Source organism: Rhodococcus sp. 5A-K4 (genome assembly GCF_046097995.1).
Taxonomy (GTDB): domain Bacteria; phylum Actinomycetota; class Actinomycetes; order Mycobacteriales; family Mycobacteriaceae; genus Rhodococcus_F; species Rhodococcus_F erythropolis.
In genome coordinates this window covers 323811-344112 of the sequence record NZ_JBJURM010000003.1, presented here as the reverse complement: position 1 = coordinate 344112, position 20302 = coordinate 323811, and the positions used below count along the sequence as shown (strand labels likewise).

Annotated in this window: 23 protein-coding genes and 1 pseudogene; 11 read left to right on the top strand and 13 right to left on the bottom strand. The window is 62.9% G+C overall.

Annotation, left to right across the window (positions count from 1 at the left end; genetic code table 11):
* Window positions 1-23 precede the first annotated feature (23 nt).
* A complete protein-coding gene (locus ACKAMS_RS06285; protein WP_029536967.1) occupies window positions 24-635 on the top strand; it encodes a phosphoribosylanthranilate isomerase in 612 nt (203 codons plus the stop codon).
* Here ACKAMS_RS06285 and ACKAMS_RS06280 read toward each other — a convergent pair.
* Window positions 623-1549: a hypothetical protein gene (locus ACKAMS_RS06280; RefSeq protein ID WP_080909538.1), complete on the bottom strand. Its 927-nt coding sequence runs from the start codon at window positions 1547-1549 to the stop codon at window positions 623-625. The genes ACKAMS_RS06285 and ACKAMS_RS06280 overlap by 13 nt on opposite strands.
* Window positions 1550-1762: 213 nt before the next feature.
* Here ACKAMS_RS06280 and ACKAMS_RS06275 point away from each other — a divergent pair, with 213 nt between their 5' ends.
* Window positions 1763-2536 (top strand): SDR family oxidoreductase, encoded by a 774-nt coding sequence (locus ACKAMS_RS06275; protein WP_408988767.1) that lies wholly within the window; start codon window positions 1763-1765, stop codon window positions 2534-2536.
* 18 nt (window positions 2537-2554) lie between these two features.
* Here the strand turns inward: ACKAMS_RS06275 and ACKAMS_RS06270 are convergent, their stop codons facing one another.
* Window positions 2555-2986: a nuclear transport factor 2 family protein gene (locus tag ACKAMS_RS06270; RefSeq protein WP_003940510.1), complete on the bottom strand. Its 432-nt coding sequence runs from the start codon at window positions 2984-2986 to the stop codon at window positions 2555-2557.
* Complete coding sequence (locus ACKAMS_RS06265) at window positions 2983-3906, bottom strand: alpha/beta fold hydrolase (protein ID WP_408988766.1); 924 nt, start codon at window positions 3904-3906, stop codon at window positions 2983-2985. Before ACKAMS_RS06265 ends, ACKAMS_RS06270 begins: the two co-directional genes overlap by 4 nt.
* A 111-nt stretch (window positions 3907-4017) precedes the next feature.
* Here ACKAMS_RS06265 and ACKAMS_RS06260 point away from each other — a divergent pair.
* Window positions 4018-5018: pseudogene (locus ACKAMS_RS06260) on the top strand (NADP-dependent oxidoreductase).
* A 54-nt stretch (window positions 5019-5072) separates the two neighbouring features.
* On the opposite strand, the gene ACKAMS_RS06255 reads toward ACKAMS_RS06260, so the two are convergent.
* Entirely contained in the window at window positions 5073-6221 is a 1149-nt protein-coding gene (locus tag ACKAMS_RS06255; protein WP_408988765.1) for a CaiB/BaiF CoA transferase family protein, read from the bottom strand.
* The gene (locus ACKAMS_RS06250) at window positions 6218-7390 is read right to left on the bottom strand and encodes an acyl-CoA dehydrogenase family protein (RefSeq protein ID WP_408988764.1); all 1173 of its coding nucleotides are present in this window, start codon (window positions 7388-7390) and stop codon (window positions 6218-6220) included. The genes ACKAMS_RS06255 and ACKAMS_RS06250 overlap by 4 nt, the downstream gene beginning before the upstream one ends.
* Window positions 7391-7549: 159 nt before the next feature.
* Here ACKAMS_RS06250 and ACKAMS_RS06245 point away from each other — a divergent pair, with 159 nt between their 5' ends.
* On the top strand, window positions 7550-8620 hold the full coding sequence (locus tag ACKAMS_RS06245; protein ID WP_408988763.1) for a LacI family DNA-binding transcriptional regulator: 1071 nt from the start codon (window positions 7550-7552) through the stop codon (window positions 8618-8620).
* A gap of 4 nt (window positions 8621-8624) precedes the next feature.
* Here ACKAMS_RS06245 and ACKAMS_RS06240 read toward each other — a convergent pair whose 3' ends face one another.
* Genes ACKAMS_RS06240 through ACKAMS_RS06230 form a run of 3 tightly spaced genes read right to left on the bottom strand, consistent with a single transcriptional unit; the run spans window position 8625 to window position 10635 of the window.
* Window positions 8625-9176 (bottom strand): SRPBCC family protein, encoded by a 552-nt coding sequence (locus ACKAMS_RS06240; RefSeq protein WP_408988762.1) that lies wholly within the window; start codon window positions 9174-9176, stop codon window positions 8625-8627.
* Window positions 9177-9226: 50 nt separating this feature from the next.
* Window positions 9227-9874 carry an alpha/beta fold hydrolase gene (locus ACKAMS_RS06235; protein ID WP_069145666.1) on the bottom strand — a complete coding sequence of 216 codons (648 nt, stop codon included), beginning with the start codon at window positions 9872-9874 and terminating at the stop codon, window positions 9227-9229.
* Entirely contained in the window at window positions 9871-10635 is a 765-nt protein-coding gene (locus ACKAMS_RS06230) for an MBL fold metallo-hydrolase (protein WP_069145665.1), read from the bottom strand. Before ACKAMS_RS06230 ends, ACKAMS_RS06235 begins: the two co-directional genes overlap by 4 nt.
* Window positions 10636-10654: 19 nt before the next feature.
* Here ACKAMS_RS06230 and ACKAMS_RS06225 point away from each other — a divergent pair, with 19 nt between their 5' ends.
* Complete coding sequence (locus ACKAMS_RS06225) at window positions 10655-11779, top strand: alpha/beta hydrolase (RefSeq protein ID WP_317830520.1); 1125 nt, start codon at window positions 10655-10657, stop codon at window positions 11777-11779.
* Here ACKAMS_RS06225 and ACKAMS_RS06220 read toward each other — a convergent pair.
* Entirely contained in the window at window positions 11715-12305 is a 591-nt protein-coding gene (locus ACKAMS_RS06220; RefSeq protein WP_019745124.1) for a TetR/AcrR family transcriptional regulator, read from the bottom strand. The two genes, ACKAMS_RS06225 and ACKAMS_RS06220, sit on opposite strands and share 65 nt — an antisense overlap.
* Before the next feature lie 130 nt (window positions 12306-12435).
* Here ACKAMS_RS06220 and ACKAMS_RS06215 point away from each other — a divergent pair, with 130 nt between their 5' ends.
* From ACKAMS_RS06215 to ACKAMS_RS06190, 6 genes are all read left to right on the top strand, one after another.
* A complete protein-coding gene (locus ACKAMS_RS06215) occupies window positions 12436-13431 on the top strand; it encodes a patatin-like phospholipase family protein (protein ID WP_019745125.1) in 996 nt (331 codons plus the stop codon).
* Between the two features lie 13 nt (window positions 13432-13444).
* The gene (locus ACKAMS_RS06210) at window positions 13445-15001 is read left to right on the top strand and encodes a flavin-containing monooxygenase (RefSeq protein WP_408988761.1); all 1557 of its coding nucleotides are present in this window, start codon (window positions 13445-13447) and stop codon (window positions 14999-15001) included.
* Complete coding sequence (locus tag ACKAMS_RS06205) at window positions 14998-15876, top strand: SDR family oxidoreductase (RefSeq protein ID WP_092764284.1); 879 nt, start codon at window positions 14998-15000, stop codon at window positions 15874-15876. Before ACKAMS_RS06210 ends, ACKAMS_RS06205 begins: the two co-directional genes overlap by 4 nt.
* 19 nt (window positions 15877-15895) lie before the next feature.
* Window positions 15896-16414, top strand: a complete 519-nt coding sequence (locus tag ACKAMS_RS06200; protein ID WP_408988760.1) for a GNAT family N-acetyltransferase — start codon at window positions 15896-15898, stop codon at window positions 16412-16414.
* 90 nt (window positions 16415-16504) lie between these two features.
* Window positions 16505-16915 (top strand): hypothetical protein, encoded by a 411-nt coding sequence (locus ACKAMS_RS06195; protein WP_020970646.1) that lies wholly within the window; start codon window positions 16505-16507, stop codon window positions 16913-16915.
* Window positions 16915-17103, top strand: coding sequence for a helix-turn-helix transcriptional regulator (locus ACKAMS_RS06190; RefSeq protein WP_019745129.1), 189 nt, complete (start codon window positions 16915-16917; stop codon window positions 17101-17103). Before ACKAMS_RS06195 ends, ACKAMS_RS06190 begins: the two co-directional genes overlap by 1 nt.
* Before the next feature lie 23 nt (window positions 17104-17126).
* Here ACKAMS_RS06190 and ACKAMS_RS06185 read toward each other — a convergent pair whose 3' ends face one another.
* From ACKAMS_RS06185 to ACKAMS_RS06170, 4 genes are all read right to left on the bottom strand, one after another.
* Window positions 17127-17354, bottom strand: a complete 228-nt coding sequence (locus ACKAMS_RS06185; protein ID WP_021345436.1) for a hypothetical protein — start codon at window positions 17352-17354, stop codon at window positions 17127-17129.
* Window positions 17355-17435: 81 nt separating this feature from the next.
* On the bottom strand, window positions 17436-18263 hold the full coding sequence (locus ACKAMS_RS06180) for an ABC transporter ATP-binding protein (protein ID WP_408988759.1): 828 nt from the start codon (window positions 18261-18263) through the stop codon (window positions 17436-17438).
* Window positions 18247-19362: an aliphatic sulfonate ABC transporter substrate-binding protein gene (locus ACKAMS_RS06175; RefSeq protein ID WP_408988758.1), complete on the bottom strand. Its 1116-nt coding sequence runs from the start codon at window positions 19360-19362 to the stop codon at window positions 18247-18249. Before ACKAMS_RS06175 ends, ACKAMS_RS06180 begins: the two co-directional genes overlap by 17 nt.
* Window positions 19359-20216, bottom strand: coding sequence for an ABC transporter permease (locus ACKAMS_RS06170; RefSeq protein ID WP_020970648.1), 858 nt, complete (start codon window positions 20214-20216; stop codon window positions 19359-19361). Before ACKAMS_RS06170 ends, ACKAMS_RS06175 begins: the two co-directional genes overlap by 4 nt.
* Window positions 20217-20302 lie beyond the last annotated feature (86 nt).

The window sequence follows — 20302 nt, the reverse complement described above, 5'->3', positions numbered from 1 at the left end:
ACGGCGCTAGTACTGTGTATCAGGTGACATTCATCAAGGTCTGTGGGCTGCGGGACGCTGACACGGTCGACCTCGCGGTGGGCCTGGGCGTCGACGCCATCGGTTTCGTCTTCGCCGAGAGCGTCCGCAAAGTCGACCCCGCACTCGCAGTCGATCTTCTTGCACGAATCCCCGAACACATCCGGGCAATCGGAGTTTTTCTCGGCAACCCGATCGATCAGGTCCTCGAGATCGCCGCGATCACCGGTCTTCGTACCGTGCAGATTCACGATCTGGTCGACGCCGAGCAAGTGCAGCGCTTGCACGACGCCGGCCTCACTGTCATCCGCGCTGTTGTCTCCAGCAACGTCCGCGACGGTTACAACCTCGACCTCGGTGAGGACGAGCTCCTGATCGACGGCGCCGACGCCGGATCCGGGGTGCCGTGGAACTGGGCACAACAGCAATCACGCCCGCACGGCCAGTGGATCCTGGCGGGCGGACTGTCCCCGGAGAACGTGCGCGACGCGCTGGATGCCACCGGTGCCTGGGGCGTCGATGTCTCCAGCGGCGTCGAATCGTCGAGGGGCGTCAAGGACCACGCTTTGATCGAGAAGTTCGTCAGCGCTGTCCGGCAGACCGATCACTCGAAATAGGACGCGTAGTCACTGAAGGCGACTTGACCGGTGGGACTCGCCTTCACGGCGTCGGCAACGGCAGGCGGAATGGGAGCCCAGTGCGCAGGCATGGCCGCCGCCAGTGACGGCTTCAAGATGTAGAGCAGTGCGAAGTTCACTATCCAGAGCGGCGGCGCCATCGACATGCCGACTTCCGAACTCACATCGCCTTTGGTGTTGGTCACCAGCTGCGCTGCTCCCGAAATCTGTTGCGCTGCAAATCCGTAGACTGCCTGCACCGTGTATGCCGACTGATAGAGCGCAATCAGAGTGTGCGTCGCACCGTTGTTGCGCAACCAGGTGCCCACAAAACCGCCAGGGGCGATCAGCGTATTCACCTGTCGCGTCGGCGCATCCGCGTTAGCCGGACTCTCCAGCAATCCGTCGGGATTCACGTACAACCCGTAACTGGCCAGAACCGACGGCGTAGTGCCGGAATAGAGGGGCCGCCCGTTCGTATTGGTGAGAATCCGGGCGCATTCGTCGATCACCTCGGCATCCTCGAGATTGCCACCGACCCCACCGCCGGCCATGAGGTCGCGATACTGCTCCTCGGTCAAAGCGTCGGCTGGCTCGAGTCCGATCTGCGCGGCAATCTTTTCCGCAGTCTGCTGACCGAGCGGCTGGTTGAGTTGATCCGGAGTAGTCATCTGCGTGGGCGCGACGCTCTCGTAGACCGGTGCCCCGGCAAAAGGGATCACGAACCCGGTATCGACATTCTCTGCAACCGGTTGCGCGCCGGCCATCTGAGTGGTGGCAAACGAAAGTACGCACACCCCAAACAAAGCCAGAACCGAGACGGTCCCGCGATGAGACCTTGCTCGGTGAGATTCTTGTCCACGTCTACAGCCCTCGCCTGAGAAAGCCTTGCCTGCAATTCCATTGCCGCGCATAGGTCAACCTCCCGGGACACAGTCCGGCGAATCAACTCGAGCTTGCATCTCAGTCAAACGCTGTGACCAGCGCCGTGTCAAGACACTGGTCAGGTCGAGGCACCTACGGCGACAGCTCGCTCGATACAGTCGACAGCTCGCCCGCTACAGTGATGCTTCCATCTGAAGTGACCTCACCCCATTTGAATTGCAGGACATCTCTGGAGGCGAGCAGTGTCTGACAAGCGCGGGACCGTGTTGATCACCGGCGTCGGCCGGAGCAAGTCGATCGGAGCAAGCCTCGCATTGGGTCTCGCCGAGGATGGTTGGGATCTGACGATCGGCTACTGGGCGCCTTATGACGAACGCGTCGGGTTCGTCCGCGGAGCGCACGATCCGCAGGACGTTGCCGAGAAGTGTCGCGCACTCGGGAGCCGTGTCGACCTGGTTCCCGGAGATCTGGCCTCGCCGGATGCGGCCGCACAGCTCGTTGACGCTGCCGCATCGCGGAATGACCTTCGTGGGCTGGTGCTCTCGCACTGCGAAAGCGTCGACAGCTCGATCCTCGATACCACCGTCGAGAGCTGGGAACGACATTTCGCCGTCAACGCTCGCGCCTCCTGGCTGCTGATCAAAGCGTTCGCTGAACGGCTTCCGGAACAGCGCGACGTCAGTCAGGTGGCCGGGCGGATCATCGCACTCACCAGCGACCATGCGGCCCACAATCTTCCGTACGGGGCCAGCAAGGGCGCTCTCGACCGCATCGTCATCGCCGCCGCAGTCGAACTTGGATCACGCGGCATACGAGCCAACGTCGTCAACCCAGGACCTATCGACACAGGATGGATGACACCGGAGATCAAACAGGCCACAACCCTCCAGACTCCTGCCGGCCGGCTGGGTACTCCCGGCGACACTGCAAACCTCGTTCGGTTTCTGATGTCCGACGCCGGAGGCTGGATTACGGGACAACTCCTTCACTCCAACGGCGGATTCAGTACGAACTGAGCCTTGGCCGGACTCAGTTCAGGCTTTGTAGGTCGGTAGCGTCTGCCCGAGCCTCTTACCCATTTCGGCAGCCAAAGCCGCGAGCCCGCTGGCCGGACGCACCATGACCTCGAAATCGACGATCTTGCCGTCCTCGTCGAATTCGACCATGTCGATTCCCTTGAGACTTTTATCGCCGATGTTCGCACTGAATTCGAGCACGACCTGCCGACCGTTGGCTCCGGCGAACTGACGGTGGTACTCGAAGTTCTCGAACACCTGGATCACCGTATTGAGAATGAGCACAACGGCATCCGCGGACTGGTACGGCTTGAATCCCGTGGGCGATCGGAACTGCGCGTCGGGCGCGACGATCGTCGGTAGCGCCGACAGATCGCCGGTTTCGATCATGGTGTGCCACAACTTCAGTGCAGCTTCGACTTTCGGTTCGAGCGTCAATTCCGTGCTCATGCTTCTACCCTTCCCTCGACGTTACCTGCCGCTTGATCTACCGGCACTTGACTTGCGACGGACCACGCACTCAACACAGTTCGCACCCCGGTCACGAGTTGCAACGGCTGATCGATCATGACGTGATGTCCGGCTTCGGGAATCTCCGCCACGATGGCCTCCGGCCCGAACAATCCGCGCATGTGCTCCATGAGTCGATCGGACACGATACCGTTCTCAGCTCGGAAATAGGCTACGCGGCAACGTGGTTCACTGTCGAGAACATCTTCGGCGCCTACTCGGAGAAAGAAATTCGGATCGAACTTCCAGGACCAACCGCCCTCGACTTCCTCCATCGACGTGGCCGCCACATGGTCACGCACCGCAGGCAGACCCGAATCCTGCGGCGGAACGAAGCGGAACCGGCCCATCGCGTCTTCCCTGGTGGGATAAACCTTCTTGGGGCCGAACGCATTCTGGCGTCGAGCTGCCTCCTCTTCGGGCGTACGCGCCTTGAGCGGAGAATCGATGATGACAACCCCGCCCAACAGTTCGCCATGCAGATGCGAGGCCACGAAAGAAACAATCCCACCCATACTGTGCCCCACCAGAATCGGCTTGCCGTCGATTCCCCCTGCCTCGGCCGCCGCCAGCACCTCGCGAGCCCACTGGGACATCGCGTAGGCGTCGCGAGTGTCACTGTCGCCGTGGCCCGTCAAGTCGAGAGCGACGACGCGGCGCCCCTCGGCGAACTGCGGCGCAATGTGATCCCACCAGCGACTGTGGGCGGCGCCGCCGTGAATCAGCACGATTCCCGGCCCCGCCGGCCCCCAAGCCCGAAAGTGCACCGAGGCACCCTCGACCTCCACCGACCCCGTCTCGACCGGCGCTGCCAACGCCCGAGTGAACCAACCAGGCGCGTCTTCGACCACATTGCTCATCGATCGAACATACATAGTCGTCAATCGGTTCATCCAACTCTTCCCAGTTCGTGATCCATCACCTATATTGAATCCGGCCTCAAGTTCAATTCGTTTCGCCGAAGGGGAGAGATGACCAACCGCCAAGTACGCCTCGCCGCCCGCCCGACAGGACTTCCCGACGCTTCCACCTGGGAATACGTCGATGCCGAGATCCCGTCCGCCGGACCGGGCGAGTTTGTCGTCAAGGTCGAATACCTCTCCCTCGACCCCGCGATGCGCGGTTGGCTCAACGACGTCAAGTCGTACGTTCCGCCGGTCAAGCTCGGTTCCGTCATGCGCGCCCACGGCGTCGGACGCATCACCGAATCCCAACACCCCGATTACCAGGTCGGGGACATCGTGGCGGGATCGTTCGGCGCTTCCGAGTACGGAGTGTCCGACGGAACAGATGTGACCCGGGTCGACGAATCGATCGCTCCCCTACCGACCTGGCTCGGAGCTCTCGGATTCCCCGGCGTCACCGCATATTTCGGACTGCTCGACGTCGGAAAGCTGAAAGACGGTGACACCGTCGTCGTATCCGGTGCCGCGGGCGCGGTCGGCAGCCTGGTCGGTCAGTCGCAAAGCTCCACGGATGCAGGGTCATCGGCATCGCCGGCGGTCCGGAGAAGTGCGCGTGGCTCACCGAGGACCTCGGCTTCGATGTCGCCATCGACTACAAGAACGAATCCGTCTACAAGGCGCTCAAGTCCAATGCTCCCGACGGTATCGACGTGTACTTCGACAACGTCGGCGGAGAAATTCTCGACGCTGCTCTCTCCCGTTTGCGCCTGGGCGCTCGGGTGGTCATCTGCGGCGCCATCGCGGGTTACAACGCCACCGAGCCTCAGCCAGGCCCCGCGCACTACCTGTCACTTCTCGTCAATCGGGCCACGATGGCCGGCTTCGTGGTCTTCGACTACCTCGATCGCTACGCAGAAGCGCAGGAGCAGATCGGAAAGTGGATCAAGAGTGGCGAATTGACTGCCCGCGAGCACGTCGTCGACGGGGGTATCGACGCGTTCGGCGACAGCCTCAACCTTCTCTTCGCCGGTGCGAACACCGGAAAGCTGGTCCTGAAGGTCAGCTGAGTCACCCACACACGCAGATCGGCCACCGGTATTCCGGTGGCCGATTCGCTTGGGTCAACTGACTCCCGACGGAGTGGGAACGCTGTCCTCCCCCAACCGCGGCGGGGCCGACCGATAGGTTGCCGGCGTGCCGCTCATCCGAATCGGATTGGCTACCTGCCGGGTCGGTGCATCGCGACGCGGGTCGTCGATGGACACCACCGGATCGAGATTCAGTCGCTCCGCCAGCGCTATCGCGTCGGCGATGTCGTTGAGAGGTCCACACGGGACACCTCGCTCGGTCAGCGCCTCGAACCACGAGTCTGCAGTGCCCTTGGCCAATGCAGCAGTGACGGTATCGAACAACTCTTCTCGATGCGCGACCCGATCCCGGTTCGAGATGAACCGCACATCCGCGGCAAGTTCGGGAACTCCGAGAACCTCTGTCAACGAACCGAATTGCCGGTCATTGCCGACAGCGAGGACCAGCGGACGGTCCGCGGTGTCGAATACCTCATATGGTGCGATGCTCGGATGTCGATTGCCGATTGCCTGAGGCACCACGCCCGCGGCAACGTAGCCGGACGACTGGTTGGCGAGCGCGGAGAGCAACGAGGACAACAGATTGACCTCGACGTGCTGTCCTTCGCCCGTTCGATCGCGATGGCGCAGCGCTGCAAGGATTCCCACGCTGGCGTGTAGGCCCGTGATGACGTCGACCACCGCGACGCCGACCTTGGTGGGAGTCTTGGAATCGGGGCCGGTGATACTCATCAATCCGCCCACCGCCTGGATCAACAGGTCGTATCCCGGCAAAGAGTTGTTGCCACCGAAGCCGCTGATCGAGCAGTAGACCGCACGCGGATTCATTTCTCGCACAGAGTCGTAACCCAATCCCAGCCGGTCCATCGTTCCCGGCAGGAAGTTCTGAACCACTACATCCGCGCCGCGAACCAACTCACGCGCACTCTCCAGATCCTCCTGCTCGCGCAGATCCAGAGTGACCGACTTCTTGTTGCGGTTCACCGACAGGAAGTAACTCGACTCGTCCCCGACCCATGGCGGACCCCAACTACGAGTGTCGTCGCCGACACCCGGACGTTCGATCTTGACTACCTCCGCGCCGAGGTCGGCGAGAATCATCGTGGCGTACGGGCCGGCGAGGACGCGACCGAAATCAGCGATCACCAGCCCGTCGAGTGCTCCGACAGCGTCGACCGTCACCGGAACGCTTCTTCACCGGTGAGAGCGCGACCGATCACGAGCTGGTGAACCTCGGAGGTGCCCTCGTAGGTGAGAACGGATTCGAGGTTGTTGGCGTGCCGAATCACGGGGTACTCGAGCGTGATGCCGTTGGCGCCCAAAATGGTGCGGCATTCACGGGCGATCTTGATGGCCTCGCGGACATTGTTGAGCTTGCCGGTACTGACCTGCTCGGGGCGAACCGTCCCGGCGTCCTTGAGGCGTCCGAGGTGGATGGCGAGCAACTGCCCCTTGCCCAATTCGACTGCCATGTCGGCGATCTTGGCCTGGGTGATCTGGTACGCGGCGAGCGACTTGTCGAAGACCTTGCGATCACGCGCGTAGGAAATCGCGGTCTCGAGGCAGTCACGTGCGGCGCCCATCGCGCCGAAGATGATGCCGAAGCGTGCCTCGTTGAGGCAGCCGAGCGGGCCGGAAAGTCCGCGTGCCTTGGGCAGCATCGCCGAGGCAGGAAGACGCACGTCCTCGAGCACCAGTTCCGAGGTGACCGACGCACGCAGCGACATCTTGTTCTTGATCTCGGGGGCGGAGAATCCCGGAGTGTCGGTGGGAACGACAAATCCGCGCACGCCGTCGTCTGTTCGCGCCCAGACCACGGCGACGTCCGCGATGGAGCCGTTGGTGATCCACATCTTGGTTCCGTTGAGGACCCAGTCGTCGCCGTCGCGCTTGGCGTTGGTTCGCATACCGCCGGGGTTGGATCCGAAATCGGGTTCCGTGAGGCCGAAACAACCGATGGCTTCACCCGCCGCCATCCGCGGGAGCCATTCTTCCTTCTGCTCTTCACTTCCGTTGTGGTGGATCGCGAACATGGCGAGCGAGCCCTGGACCGAGACGAGGCTGCGAATGCCCGAATCGACAGCTTCGAGTTCCTGGCAGGCCAACCCGTACGCCGTGGCACTCATTCCGGCACAGCCGTAGCCCTCGAGGTGCATACCCAGAACGCCGAGCGCGCCCAGTTCCTTGGCCAGCTCACGCGCCGGCAGTGCTGCCGCTTCGAACCATTCGCCTATGTGCGGGCGGATGCGATCGTCGACCATCTTGCGGACCGTGTCGCGGATCGCGATCTCCTCGGCGTCCAGCAGGGTGTCGATGGCAAAAAGCTCGGACAGGGACTGCGGCGTGGTCACGGGGCCTCCAGTGTTCTCGGGCGCAATCCTTTGCGAGAACGATTGCGCAATCGTTTGCATCGCCTACAGTAGAGCCCGGTTGAACACCCGTCAATCCCCGAACAGCCAACCGACTCAGAACCGACTCAGAACCGACGCACACCAGGAGCCCCGACGCAGATGACGCCCGATCCGTCGAACCGCAGCAACGGCCGTCCGCCAACGCTGCGCGAAATCGCCGACCAGGCCGGGGTCCACATCTCGACGGCGTCGCGGGTCCTCCGTCAGCCCGAGCCCGCCGACGGTTGGTCCGACTCCGCACTCCGAGTTCGTCAGGTTGCCGAGGAACTCGGCTACCAACCGAACCTGTGGGCGGCCAGCCTGCGTACCCGCAAGACCACCACCATCGGCGTCGTGATGCCGAGGCTGACGGACGTCGTGGTGGCCACGATGTTCCAAGGCATCGAGGAAGCCGCCACCGCAGCCGGGTACTCCGTCCTGCTCTCCAGCCCACCCGACGATCTGGACGCACAGCGCAAAGCGGTCGAGTTCCTGGTCAGCCGACAGGTCGACGGTCTCATGCTGAGCAGCATCCACCTGCCGGGTACCGATTTCGTCGACTCGCTCCCCCTGCTCTCACTGCCGATCCTGCTGCTGAACCGGCACATCGACTCGGCGACGTCGTCTCCGAACCGAGGTCTTCCCTTTGTCAGCGGCGACGACCGCCTCGGCGGCTACCTCGCGGGGAAGCATCTACTGGACTGCGGCTATCGCGATCTCGGAGTGATCGCGGGGCCGGATCACGCCAGCACGTCGCGGGAACGCGTCGCGGGTTTCCGCGATGCCCTGACCGAAGCCGGTCTGGAACTGCCGCCGAACCGAATAGTGGCGTCCGAGTTCGAAGTTCAAGGGGGTGTCGATGCGGCGGCCACATTGCTCGGTGGAGATTCACGCCCCGACGCCGTCTTCACGGTGAGCGACACCATCGCGATCGGCGTACTCGGTGTGGCCCGTGATCTCGGGTTGAGCATTCCCGACGATCTTGCGCTGGTCGGCTACAACGACATTCCGGTTGTCTCGCAACTCCCGGTGCCCCTGACAACGGTGAGGTCCCCCGCCCGAAAGATCGGCGCGACCGGGCTCGAGCACCTACTCGCACTGATCTCCGGCAAGAACGTCGAATCCGTGAAACTTCCCGTCGAACTGATCGTGCGAGCCTCCACCAGAAAGCCTGCCAGTCGCAAACTCTGAGCAGCTACCAAACCTGAGATTCGTCGATGCCCAACTGTCGCGCGTAACCGGAGTTGAGTGCGTCCCAACCGTACTCGCGCGCCCGTTCGCCCACGATCGGTCCGAAGGGCTCGCCTGCCAGAAGGGCATCGAGTACGTCGAAGCACAAATGCCACCCGGCAGCGAGTGCCGACGCCATCCCCTCGGCGCGCGACCTCTGCGTAAGTACGACGCGGGTGCCGCCCTCGACCGAGGTCAGGTCCCACACCAATTCGTCCGGGCCCCACTCGTGTTCGAGCCACCGAGTGGTCTCCACAACGTGAACGGTGACCGGCAGCGACATTTCGGGGGCTCCGTCCTCGGTGAGCATGGTGATCACGGCGTCACCGGTACGGCTCAGATTCCGATCGGCGGTGTACGGCGTCCATTGCGCCAACATCTCCGGGTCGGTGATCGCCTCCCACACCTTCTCGACGGGATACGGCAGCACCCGAGGGAAGCTGACGACTGTGTCGTCCCCGTCGACGCTCACCGTGACGTCGGACAGGGCACTGGGCTGATACGGCTGGGCACTCATGATTCGATCTCACCAGGAACCACCGACACGGGCAACTGCCCGCTCGGCGTTCAGAACACGAACAAAGCCGATGCGGCCGCGACTGTCGCCTCCACCACCGGAAACTTCACCACGGACAAGTCGTGTCGCGCTCCTTCGAACTCCACCAGACGTGTCGCGGCGGGAACCAGGTCGAGTGCTGCCTGTATCTCCTCCGTCGTCGCGAACTCGTCCTTCGATCCGTGGACGACAACGGTCGGTGTGTTCAGGTCGGGCAGGTGTTCGGTTCTGAGCTTCTCGGGCTTCTTCGGTGGATGCAGTGGATAGGACAGCAGGACCAGGCCGTCGACAAGTCCCGGGTTCTCCGCTGCCAGCATCGACGCCTGCCGACCGCCGTACGAATGTCCGCCGAGCAGAACGGGTCCGGGCACCGAGTAGTCCGAGCGAACAGCGGCAATCACCTCGGCAATGCCCGCACGATCCTCCGCAGCACGCGACGGATGCGGCGGCCCCGAAGCTCGACGCACCCGAAACGCGAGATCGAAGCGCAGAACTTGCACTCCTGCTGCAGCAAAGCCGTCGGCGACAGCACGCAACAGCACAGTGTCGCAATTACTTCCGGCGCCGTGGGTCAATGCCAGGGTTGCGACGGGCACTGACTCGGGGCGGTGCAGGAAACCGTGCACCGCGCCTTCGTCGACCGTTTCGACAGTACTCATGGACGCATCCTTGTCCGGCCCGCTCGGGCCTGTTCGACTGCGGCAGCCAAGCTGCCTTCGTAGACCGGCCCGTGTCCGGGAAACAGCGCGCCGGCGGGCGCAGCGGCAATATTGTCCAACGCCTGGTCCGTCGCTCCACGGTCATGGTTGAAGGGGCACACCAGAAATTGTGGTCCGGCGACGCTCGACGTCGCATGTCCGGTCACCAGAGCGTCACCCGACGCGATGACTCCTGCCTCGGGGACAAGGTAAGCGCTGTGGCCGTCGGTATGCCCGTGGGTAGGAATCGGCACGATCCGACCGGGAACGTCCAGCGCACCACCTGACGCAAAGGCCTGTGCTCGAGGCAGTTCCGCGCCTTTCAACGCGCCCGCTCCGATCACGTCACGTAGCCACTTCGGAGCGCCTCGCCGCCACAACAGCAACGGAACTTTGGCCGGCGACAACTGCTGCAGGTACTCCCGCTTCGCGTGGGGCACTTCCAACGGATCCATCAGGACCGGAACCTCGAGCCGAGTCACGATGTCCGCGATTCCACCGATGTGGTCGACATGCGCGTGAGTGACGAGGATTGCCCGAACATCCCCGAGCTGGTGACCGATCTGCTCGATCGAGCGTTCGACGTCGGCGCCGTTAGCCGGGTATCCGCCGTCGATCAACGTCAGATCGGCCCCCTCTTCGACCAGGACCCAATTGGCGTGACCGCACCGAACCAGATGTGTGTTCTCGATCTGCGTGATCGACAGTGCCGCAGTAGTCATGCTTGGTAGTCTGCGCCACGTGTCGGAATCCGTGAAGCAGGCCAGCAGCCGCAGCATTCGAGATCGCGCCGAAGCGTCCTTGGTAGCAGCCGCATTCGCGCTGCCCAGCGCGGTGAAACGTCGAATCACCGGGCCACCCGTCGTCATCGAGGGCAACACGCTCGACGCCGACGCACACCTGCTGCTCACGCTCGCGAAGACGCGGCCACTCCCCTCACATTCCACCGATCCCCAGTCACTCGCCGCTGCTCGCGCCAATCTCACCCGAACCGCGATCATGATGGGCGGCAGACCCGCGCAGGTCCGCACCGAAGAGATCTCCGTTTCGGGTGCCGACGGCCCGCTCCGCGCCCGGCTCTACGTTCCGACTGCCGACACCGGCGCTCTGCTCGTCTACTTCCACGGCGGCGGCTGGGTACAGGGCGGCATCGAATCCCACGACGCTCCGTGTCGCCTGTTGGCCGAGACCTCCGGCGCACGGGTCATCTCGGTCGACTACCGGCTTTCACCCGAATTCGCTTTCCCCACACCGGTAGACGACGCCTATGCCGCGTACCAGGATATCGTCGACCACGCCGAAGAGTTCGGGGCAGACCCGACACGCATCGCTGTCGGTGGAGACAGTGCGGGCGGGCACCTGTCCGCGACGGTGGCGTTGCGTGCCCGCGACGACGGCAAGACCCCACCGGCAGCACAGCTGTTGATCTACCCCGCTACCGACTTTCACGAGAAGGCTCCCTCGAGAACGACGTTCGGTGAAGGCTTCTTCCTGACCGAGGCCAATATGAACTTCTACGAGTCCAGCTTCCTCGGCAAGGATGCCGATCGACTCGACCCGTTGGTATCGCCGCTACGCGCCCCCGACGTGGCCGGACTGCCACCAGCCATCGTGATCACGGCGGGATTCGATCCACTCCGAGACGAAGGCGAAGCGTACGCAGCACGATTGCGAGACAACGGTGTTCACGTCACGGATCGACGCTATCCCGGCTTCATCCACGGCTTCGTCAACGTTCTGGGGCCCAGTGCCGGATCCCGTGCAGCGGTCGCCGAGATCGGCGGCATGCTCCGCGCACTCCTCAGCCGCCCGACAGAATCTCCCGCACCGTATCCACCAGCGGATCGACGGGAAGCTCTGGGCTGATTGCGCGCTGTAGCCCCAAACCGATTCCGACGCTGAGCATTCGCAGCGCGGCTGCGTCCGGATCCAGCGTCGGCGTCACCCCGTTGGATTCCGTGAGGTGTTGGACCAGTCCGGCGATCAGTCCCCGCACCTGGTCTGCACCCGCCGCGATCTTCTCCCGAATGTCCTCGCTGTGCCGCGATCTCACCGAGAACTCGACCTCGAGCAGCGTCCACCTCTGGTCCCCGATTGTTCGCTCGGCCCACCGCGCGAATTCAGCCACCGCATCGTCGAGGGTCGATTTCGCCCCGAGTTGCGCAGTGATCTCACCGACCTTGGTCAGCCTGATCCGGCCGAGAACTTCGGCACACAATTCATCCTTGTTCTTGAAATTCGAGTACACCGCCCCCTTGGAGTACCCGGCGTCCTCGGCGATCTGATCGAGAGAGGCCGCGGCGTATCCGCGATCGAGAAAGTGCTCGACGGCCGTCGCCAACAGGGTCTCGCGGGTCAACGCCTGCGCTTCCTGCCTGGTCAATCGCGCCATCGGAACCTCCCAGTGGTCCTCGGTATCGAGATTCCCACGGTAGCCGAATACCGCGAACGGTCGTCGAGTGGAGTACTGAAACCAATTTTTGGGGTACCGACGTTATTCGGATACTGATAGTCTCCGAAACATGACTTCAGATGTGACCGGTACCACCGTGCGCCAAAACAGCGCACCGAGACGCGGCTTGGCCATCGGCTGCGGCGGCACTCTCGGTTTTGCCTGGACTGTTGCCGCGCTCGCCTCGGTCCGGGATGCGCTCGACTGGGATCCACGGGAAGCCACAGCCATCATCGGGACGTCCGCCGGCGCCGAGTTCGTGACGATGCTCGGCAGCGGAGTCGGTGTCGACGAGTTGGTTGCCATGCAACTCGGCAACGCCGCCGCACGCCCCGAGCTCCTCACCCACATCGCGTCGGCGCCCGGAAAGCTCCCGCCACTTCCGAGACTGGGCGTCGGCAATCCACGACTCCTCACGCGTCGAGACCTTCCGGTTCTGAGCCGGATGAGCGGCATCGCACCGGTTGGTGGCGGCGACCCGTCCTGGCTCACTACGCTCGCCGAATCACTTGCTCCGGGCGATTCGTGGCTCCCACATCCGAACGCGTACATGGTATCCATGGACTACAGAACGGGGCGACGGGTCGCATTCGGGGCACAGGGGGCTCCGAAAGTGACCGTCGGTGAAGCACTCCGAGCGTCATGGGCGATTCCCGGCTGGTTTCCACCCGTCACGATCGACGGCGTCAGGTACATCGACGGCGGCGCCGCATCCACGGCTTCGGTAGACCTTCTGCTCCCCCTCCAACTGGACGAGCTGGTTGTACTGGCGCCCATGGCTTCTCGAACCCTGAGGCCGGCGCGCGGAGCCGCCCGTATCGAACGCGGTGCACTGCGCAATGCCATGTCCAAGGGGCTCGATCAGGAGATCGAACTGGTCCGCTCCGCGGGTACCAGAGTCATACGAATCGATGCCACCGACGACGACCTTGCCGTGATGGGCGCCAACTTCATGGACGGCCGCCGACGGCTCGCCACCTTCGAATCATCGCTGCGTACAACACGTGCGAGCGTCAAGCGCGAACTCGATGTGCACCCGTTCCAGCCCACTCGTTCCCACCAGTGAAAGCGCAGACTCAGTGAACAACGAATCTGACCACTTCGAGGTCGTGATCATCGGCGGTGGAATTTCCGGAATCGGCGCGGCTATCCACCTGCAGCGTCTCGGAATCGACAACTTCGCACTCCTCGAGAAGGCCGACTCCCTCGGTGGAACCTGGCGCGCCAACACCTATCCCGGGTGCGCCTGTGATGTTCCATCCGGTCTGTACTCGTACTCCTTTGCCGCCAATCCGGATTGGACGCGCTTGTTCGCGGAGCAACCGGAGATCCGCGAATACATCGAGAACACGGCGGGCACGCACGGAGTCGACAAACACGTTCGCTTCGGGGTCGAAATGCTCTCCGCGCGATGGGATGCGTCGCAATCACTGTGGAAGATAACAACTTCCAGCGGCGAACTGACTGCTCGCTTCGTGATAGCCGCTGCCGGCCCATGGAACGAACCCCTGACACCGGCGATCCCCGGACTGGAAGCGTTCGAGGGAGAGGTGTTTCATTCCTCGCAGTGGAATCACGACTACGACCTGACCGGAAAACGCGTCGCCGTCGTAGGAACCGGAGCGTCGGCAGTCCAGTTCGTTCCGCGCATCGTCTCCCAGGTCTCCGCCCTTCACCTCTACCAGCGAACCGCTCAATGGGTTCTTCCCAAACCCGATCACTACGTACCGCGGATCGAAAGGTCCGTCATGCGATTCGTGCCGGGAGCACAGAAAGCCTTGCGCAGCATCGAATACGGAATCATGGAAGCGCTCGGATTGGGATTCCGTAATCCGTGGATTCTGCGAATCGTGCAGAAACTCGGGTCAGCCCAATTGCGCCTGCAGGTACGCGATCCGAAGCTGCGCAAGGCATTGACTCCCGATTACACCCTCGGTTGCAAGCGACTGCTCATGTCGAACTCGTACTATCCGGCCCTCGGCAAACCCAACGTCAGCGTCCATGCCAACGCCGTCGAGCAGATCCGCGGTAACACCGTGATCGGCGCCGACGGAGTGGAGGCGGAGGTGGACGCCATCATCTTCGGAACCGGCTTCCACATCCTCGACATGCCAATCGCATCCAAGGTATTCGACGGAGAAGGTCGATCACTCGACGATCATTGGCAGGGAAGCCCGCAGGCGTACTTCGGTTCCGCCGTCAGTGGATTCCCCAACGCGTTCATTCTGCTGGGCCCGAGCCTCGGCACCGGGCACACGTCGGCGTTCATGATCTTGGAAGCCCAACTGAACTATGTGGCGCAGGCAATCGGCCACGCCCGTCGTCACGGCTGGCTGACCATCGACGTGCGAGAGGAAGTTCAGGCAGCCTTCAACTCTCAGGTTCAGGAGGCATTGGGGACCACGGTCTACAACGCCGGTGGTTGCGAAAGCTACTTCTTCGACGTCAACGGCCGCAACAGTTTCAACTGGCCGTGGTCGTCCGGTGCCATGCGTCGACGGCTACGGGACTTCGATCCGTATGCCTACAACCACACGTCGAACCCTGAGTCAGACAACACGCCCCCTGAACCCACGCCATCCGAACCCACGCCATCCGAGCCCACCACCAGTCCGGAACCGGAGTACACCGCATGAGCCTCTTCGGCACCACCTACCCGCCGATCGATCTCGACGGAGCGGTCGTCGTCATCTCGGGCGGTGGCCGCGGAATCGGAAGGGCGACAGCCAAGTTGTTCGCTGCTCGCGGTGCACTCGTATGCGTCGGCGATCTCGACGAGGAGACGGCCGTCGACACAGCGGAGTCCATCGGCCCACGTGCCCGCGGTTACCTGCTGGACGTCACCTCGCGCGATTCCTGGGATGTGTTCGCCTCCAAGGTGATCGGCGAATTCGGCCACATCGACATTCTCGTCAACAACGCGGGAGTGATGCCGCTCGGCAGCTTCCTCGACGAGTCCGACGCCACCAGTCGAGTCACCCTCGACGTCAACATCTGGGGGCCTATTCACGGGATGCGCGCCGTGTTGCCCGGCATGGTGGATCGACGACGCGGGCACGTCGTCAACATCGCATCGATGGCAGGCAAACTTCCGGTACCCGGGATGGCCGTGTACAACGCCAGCAAGTTCGGCGCAGTGGGTCTTTCGGCTTCTGCCCGTGTCGAATTCGCAGATTCCGGGGTCAGCGTCAGCGCGATCCTGCCCAGCGCGGTGCGGACCGGCCTCTCGTCAGGCGTGCCACTCGGAAAGGGAATGCCGACGGTTGAGCCCGAGGTAGTGGCCAAGGCCGTCGTCGACACGGTCGCGCATCGGCGAGCCGAAACTGCAGTTCCCCGTTACCTTGCGGGCTGGGATCTCGTCGACGCACTGGTCCCCGAATGGATCATCAACATCGGCCGCCGGGTGATCGATGATCGCCGCGCACTGACATCGGTAGATCCGAACGGGCGTGCGGACTACGAAAAGCGAGTGGCACGTCAGGCCGAAAACGGGGAGCACAATCCGAAGTGAACCGGGTAGTTTCGTGGCCATGTACATCCGCCGCGAAACTTCTTCCGACCGTGACGCCATCTATTCACTGCTCGGGGCGGCGTTTGCCGACCAGGCACCGCCCGGCGAGACTCCCTACGAGATCGAACTGACACGCCAACTCTTCGCCTCGGACGACTACTTACCGAAGTTGTCGCTGGTCGCCGTAGCCGGCGGTGAGATCGTCGGCTTCGTGATCGGGACACGCGGATGGGTAGGTCCCGTGGAGGCTGTTGGCCTCGGCCCGCTGGCTGTCACCCCGGGTAACCAGCGCAGCGGGGTTGGTTCGGCACTGATGCACGCGGTGGTCGGCGCGTGCGACGCCCTGGACGTGCCGCTGATCGCACTCTTGGGCAGCACCGAGTACTACCCGCGGTTCGGATTCGTCACCAGCACGGACGTCGGAGTGGAGTCTCCGGAAGCTGAGTGGGGCGCTCACTTTCAGATCAGAACGCTCACCACACATCGCGCTGATCGGACGGGGAAGTTTTCATACGCAGCGCCTTTCGGAATCGCGTGACCCGGAGCGCGATGTAAGAGTTCTTTGACATACGGCGTGCGTGAATCTACGCTCAACCCTGTCAAAGAACTCTTACATCCGGGAGGCTTCATGAGCACCACGGCACGGTGGAGCCTGGTTATCGGCATCGGCGTCGCAGTAACGCTGACCCTCGGCTTTTTCGCAGCACTGACCGCCGGCGACCAGAAGACGTTGACCTTCGTCGTCTTCGCAATCGTCATGGCGCCGGCTTGCATCGGATCGGTATGGGCCCTTTTCCCATCGGAAAAGAACAAGGCTCCCGCCTATCCCGAGGACACCGTCGAAACAGAATGGAGTCGCAAGGCCGGATTCGGCGCGTTCACAGACTTGATCACTGCCATGGGAATCGCGCTGATCGCGCACAATGTCTTCGGCGCTCCCGAACTGCCGCTCCTGATCTTCACTGCCCTCGGCCTGGTCGACTTCGGAATTCGGTACTGGGCGGTGTCGAGGGACCGCGCCCCCACGATCGAGATCTGATGCGCAACAACCTTCAAGAACTTCGTACGGCAGCCGGATTGTCACAGCAAGCGTGCGCCGACGCACTCGGAATCACGCGCCAAACCGTCATCTCGATCGAGAAGGGCCACTTCGACCCGCGTCTGTCGCTGGCGTTCCGAATCGCCGAGTACTTCGACAAACGCGTCGACGACGTCTTCTCCAGCTGACGCCGTCTCGGGCTGACAGAAGATCAGTCGAACAGGGTAGGCGACCCGTTTTCGTCTTTCCCGTCGTCGACCGCCGTCGTCTTCTTGCCCGAGCCCTTGCGGACGACGGTCAACGTCGTCGTTCGACGCGACAACCTGTGCCCGTCACTGTGTTCGAGCAACGCCATGCCCTGGCGAACTTCGACTACCGTCCACGGACCCGCATGGCCGGCTGCCTGCACGAGGTCACCGGACTCCACCTCAGTTGCCATGACCACTCCTTGTTCGTCGTGTCCTGCACGTTCTCCTTCCTATTATCGACGCGGCCACCTGGCAGTCGACGCGCAGGGTACCTACGCTGCAGCAGCAACCTTGACCGCATGGCCGACTTCGGCTCGGAATGCCGCGTATTCGGGTGAGCCTCGGAGATCGTCGGGATCGACGCCGGTTCGTGGCAGATCGATTTTCAGGTCCAGCGCGACCTTGCCGGGCCGGCTTGTCAGAACTACGACGCGGGAGCCGAGAAAGGCCGCCTCGTCGGCACTGTGAGTGACGAAGACACTTGTTCGCCCCGATTCGGCACTGACACTGCGGAGGTCCTCCTGCAGACGCTCGCGAGTGAGGGCGTCCAATGCGGCAAAGGGCTCGTCCAGCAACAGCAACGACGTTTCGGCCGCCAAGGCCCGGGCAATTGCCACCCGCTGCTGCTGCCCGCCGGAGATTTCCCAGATACGCCGGTCCGCTGTGCCGCCCAGACCGACGCGGTCGAGAAGCTCGTCGCGCCTTCGCCCGCGTTCGCTCTTCGTCACCCCGGCATATTTGAGTGCCAGATCGATGTTGCCGCCCACCGATTTCCACGGAAACAGTCGTGGTTGCTGAAACACCACGCCGGCACTCGACCCGGGAATCGGGTCGGATCCTGATACCTGAACTGTTCCACTGGAAGGATTTTCGAAACCTGCAATCAGCCGCAGCAACGTGCTCTTGCCGCAACCCGACGCTCCGACGAGGACCAGAAACTCACCAGGTGTGACGTCGATCGATACCGGCCCGAGTGCCGTGACGGACTCTCGACCGTGGCCGTACTTGTGCGAGACGGTGTCGATTCGGATCGCGCCCGGGCGGTCGGCAGCGAATCCTCCCGCGGCCTGCTGTGCGGTCTCGCTACTGGTCAAGGACATCGGGAAGCCCCTTCACATAGAGAGCATTCTGAAAGACCGCCAGATCAGGCACACTGTCGATCTGCTTCTGCTCGGCCAGGAATTGCGCTGCACTCTGCAGGTTCACTGCCAGATTCCCGGGAGCGCCTTCGGTGCCCAGCCATTCCGGCGAGGAGATCTGCTCGGGAGTGAGGAACACTCCCTGCTTCAGCTGCGCTGCCGCGTCGTCCTTCGAGGCGCCCAATTGCGCGGCAACAGCTTCCGCTGCCGCGTCCGGGTCTGTGGCGATTGTCGTGAGCGCGCGGGCCTGAACCTGGCGCCAGGTATCGACGATCTCGGGGTGATCCTTGGCAAACGCGGTCGACACCACACCAAGATCGAGTGTCGGCTTTCCAGCCGTCGCGAGCTCGCGGCTGGCGATCAACTGTGTTCCGTCCTTACGGAGTTCGTCGAGCGTGGGCAACCAGGTGTAGACGGCATCGATGTCACCTCGCTGCCAGGCAGCGAGGGATGCTTGCGGCTGGAGATCCACCAACTGGACGTCGTCAGCACTGAGTCCGGCCTGGTTCAGTGCTGCCAGCAGACTGTAGTGCGCGGTCGAGGCGAATGCCGTGGCCACTTTCTTGCCACGCAGATCTGCGACGGTCTTGATTCCGGTTGCGTTGCGCGCCACCAGGGCTTCGTTGTCGCCGGCCACGTCGAGAACAAACGCGACCTGGTACGGAATGTTCAGCGGTGCCGAGAGGCCACGAGCAACCGGACTCGAACCGATTGCGCCGAAATCGATTTCACCGGCGATGAAGGCGGTGTTGATGTCGGCTCCCGAATCGAACTTCGTCCACTTCACGTTGTACTCGGGCAGTGCGTCTTCGAGCCAGCGATTGTTCTTGACTATCAAGTCGCCGCTCGGGAACGACTGGTAAGCGATACGGATCGTTTCCTTGGACGAATCCTGGCCCGAATGATCCACCGAGCACGCACCGAGAACAAGGGCAAGAACGCCGATCAGCACCGTGAACGCCGTCCGGGAAGCCCTTCCCTCGTTGCGGTTCGGATTGCTGTTGCGCTTCAGATTGCCGCTGGGCTCGGAAATGCTGCCATATATCTCATTGTCGGTCATACTTTTCCCCTCCAGGGAACGGCGCGGCGCTCAGCAGCCCGCAACAGTCCGTCGATGATCAAACCGGAGAATCCGATGGCGAAGATCCCCACCAGCACTACCGGAGTGTTGTTGTAATTGCTTGCATCCTTGACCATTCCGCCGATTCCGGGGATGCCGTTGAACAATTCGGCCGCGACAACTGACGAGTACGCCATACCCACCGACAAGCGAATGCCCGTGAAAGTTTCAGGCAGCGCCGACGGGACAACCACGTCTCGGATCACTTGTGCCCGTGAGGCTCCCAGCGCCCTGGCAGCTTCGACCAGCCCGACGGGTGCCGCGACAACAGCAGCTGTGGTGGCCACTGCTGCCGGCGGGAGGGCAGCCAGCGCCAGAAGCGTGATCTTCGGCGCCTCGTCGATTCCCAGCCAGATCACCAGCAGGAAGAAGTACGCCAAGGGCGGCAGTGCCCGCAGGAAGGTCAACCACGGTTCGAGCAGGCTCCGCAGCCATGTCACCGATCCCATTGCCAAACCTAAGATCACGCCCAAGCCGACGCCGATGATCACACCGACCAGCACCCGTCGCAGCGTCATGTAGAGGTGCTCCCAGAGCAAATACCCCTGGTAGCCACGCACTCCGTCGTGCGTGGTCATCGTGTTGACGAAGGCATGCCAGACCGTGCTCGGAAAGGGCACGAAGGTCTCACTCCAGGTGCCGCTCGCCGCGGCGACCTGCCACAAGGCCAAGAATGCGATCACGGAAAGCACCGGCAGTCCGACAGTGGTCACACTCGAAGTCCACGGCCGACGCGGCTCACGGTTCGGTTCCGCGACTGATGTTGGTTCTATTGCTTCGACAGGAGTCGACATCGCTGTTCTTCCTCGACGTACGGAAAATTCCGGCACACATGCAGCAACGAGCGCATATGCAGGGGCGAAGGCACACAGAGCGGCGC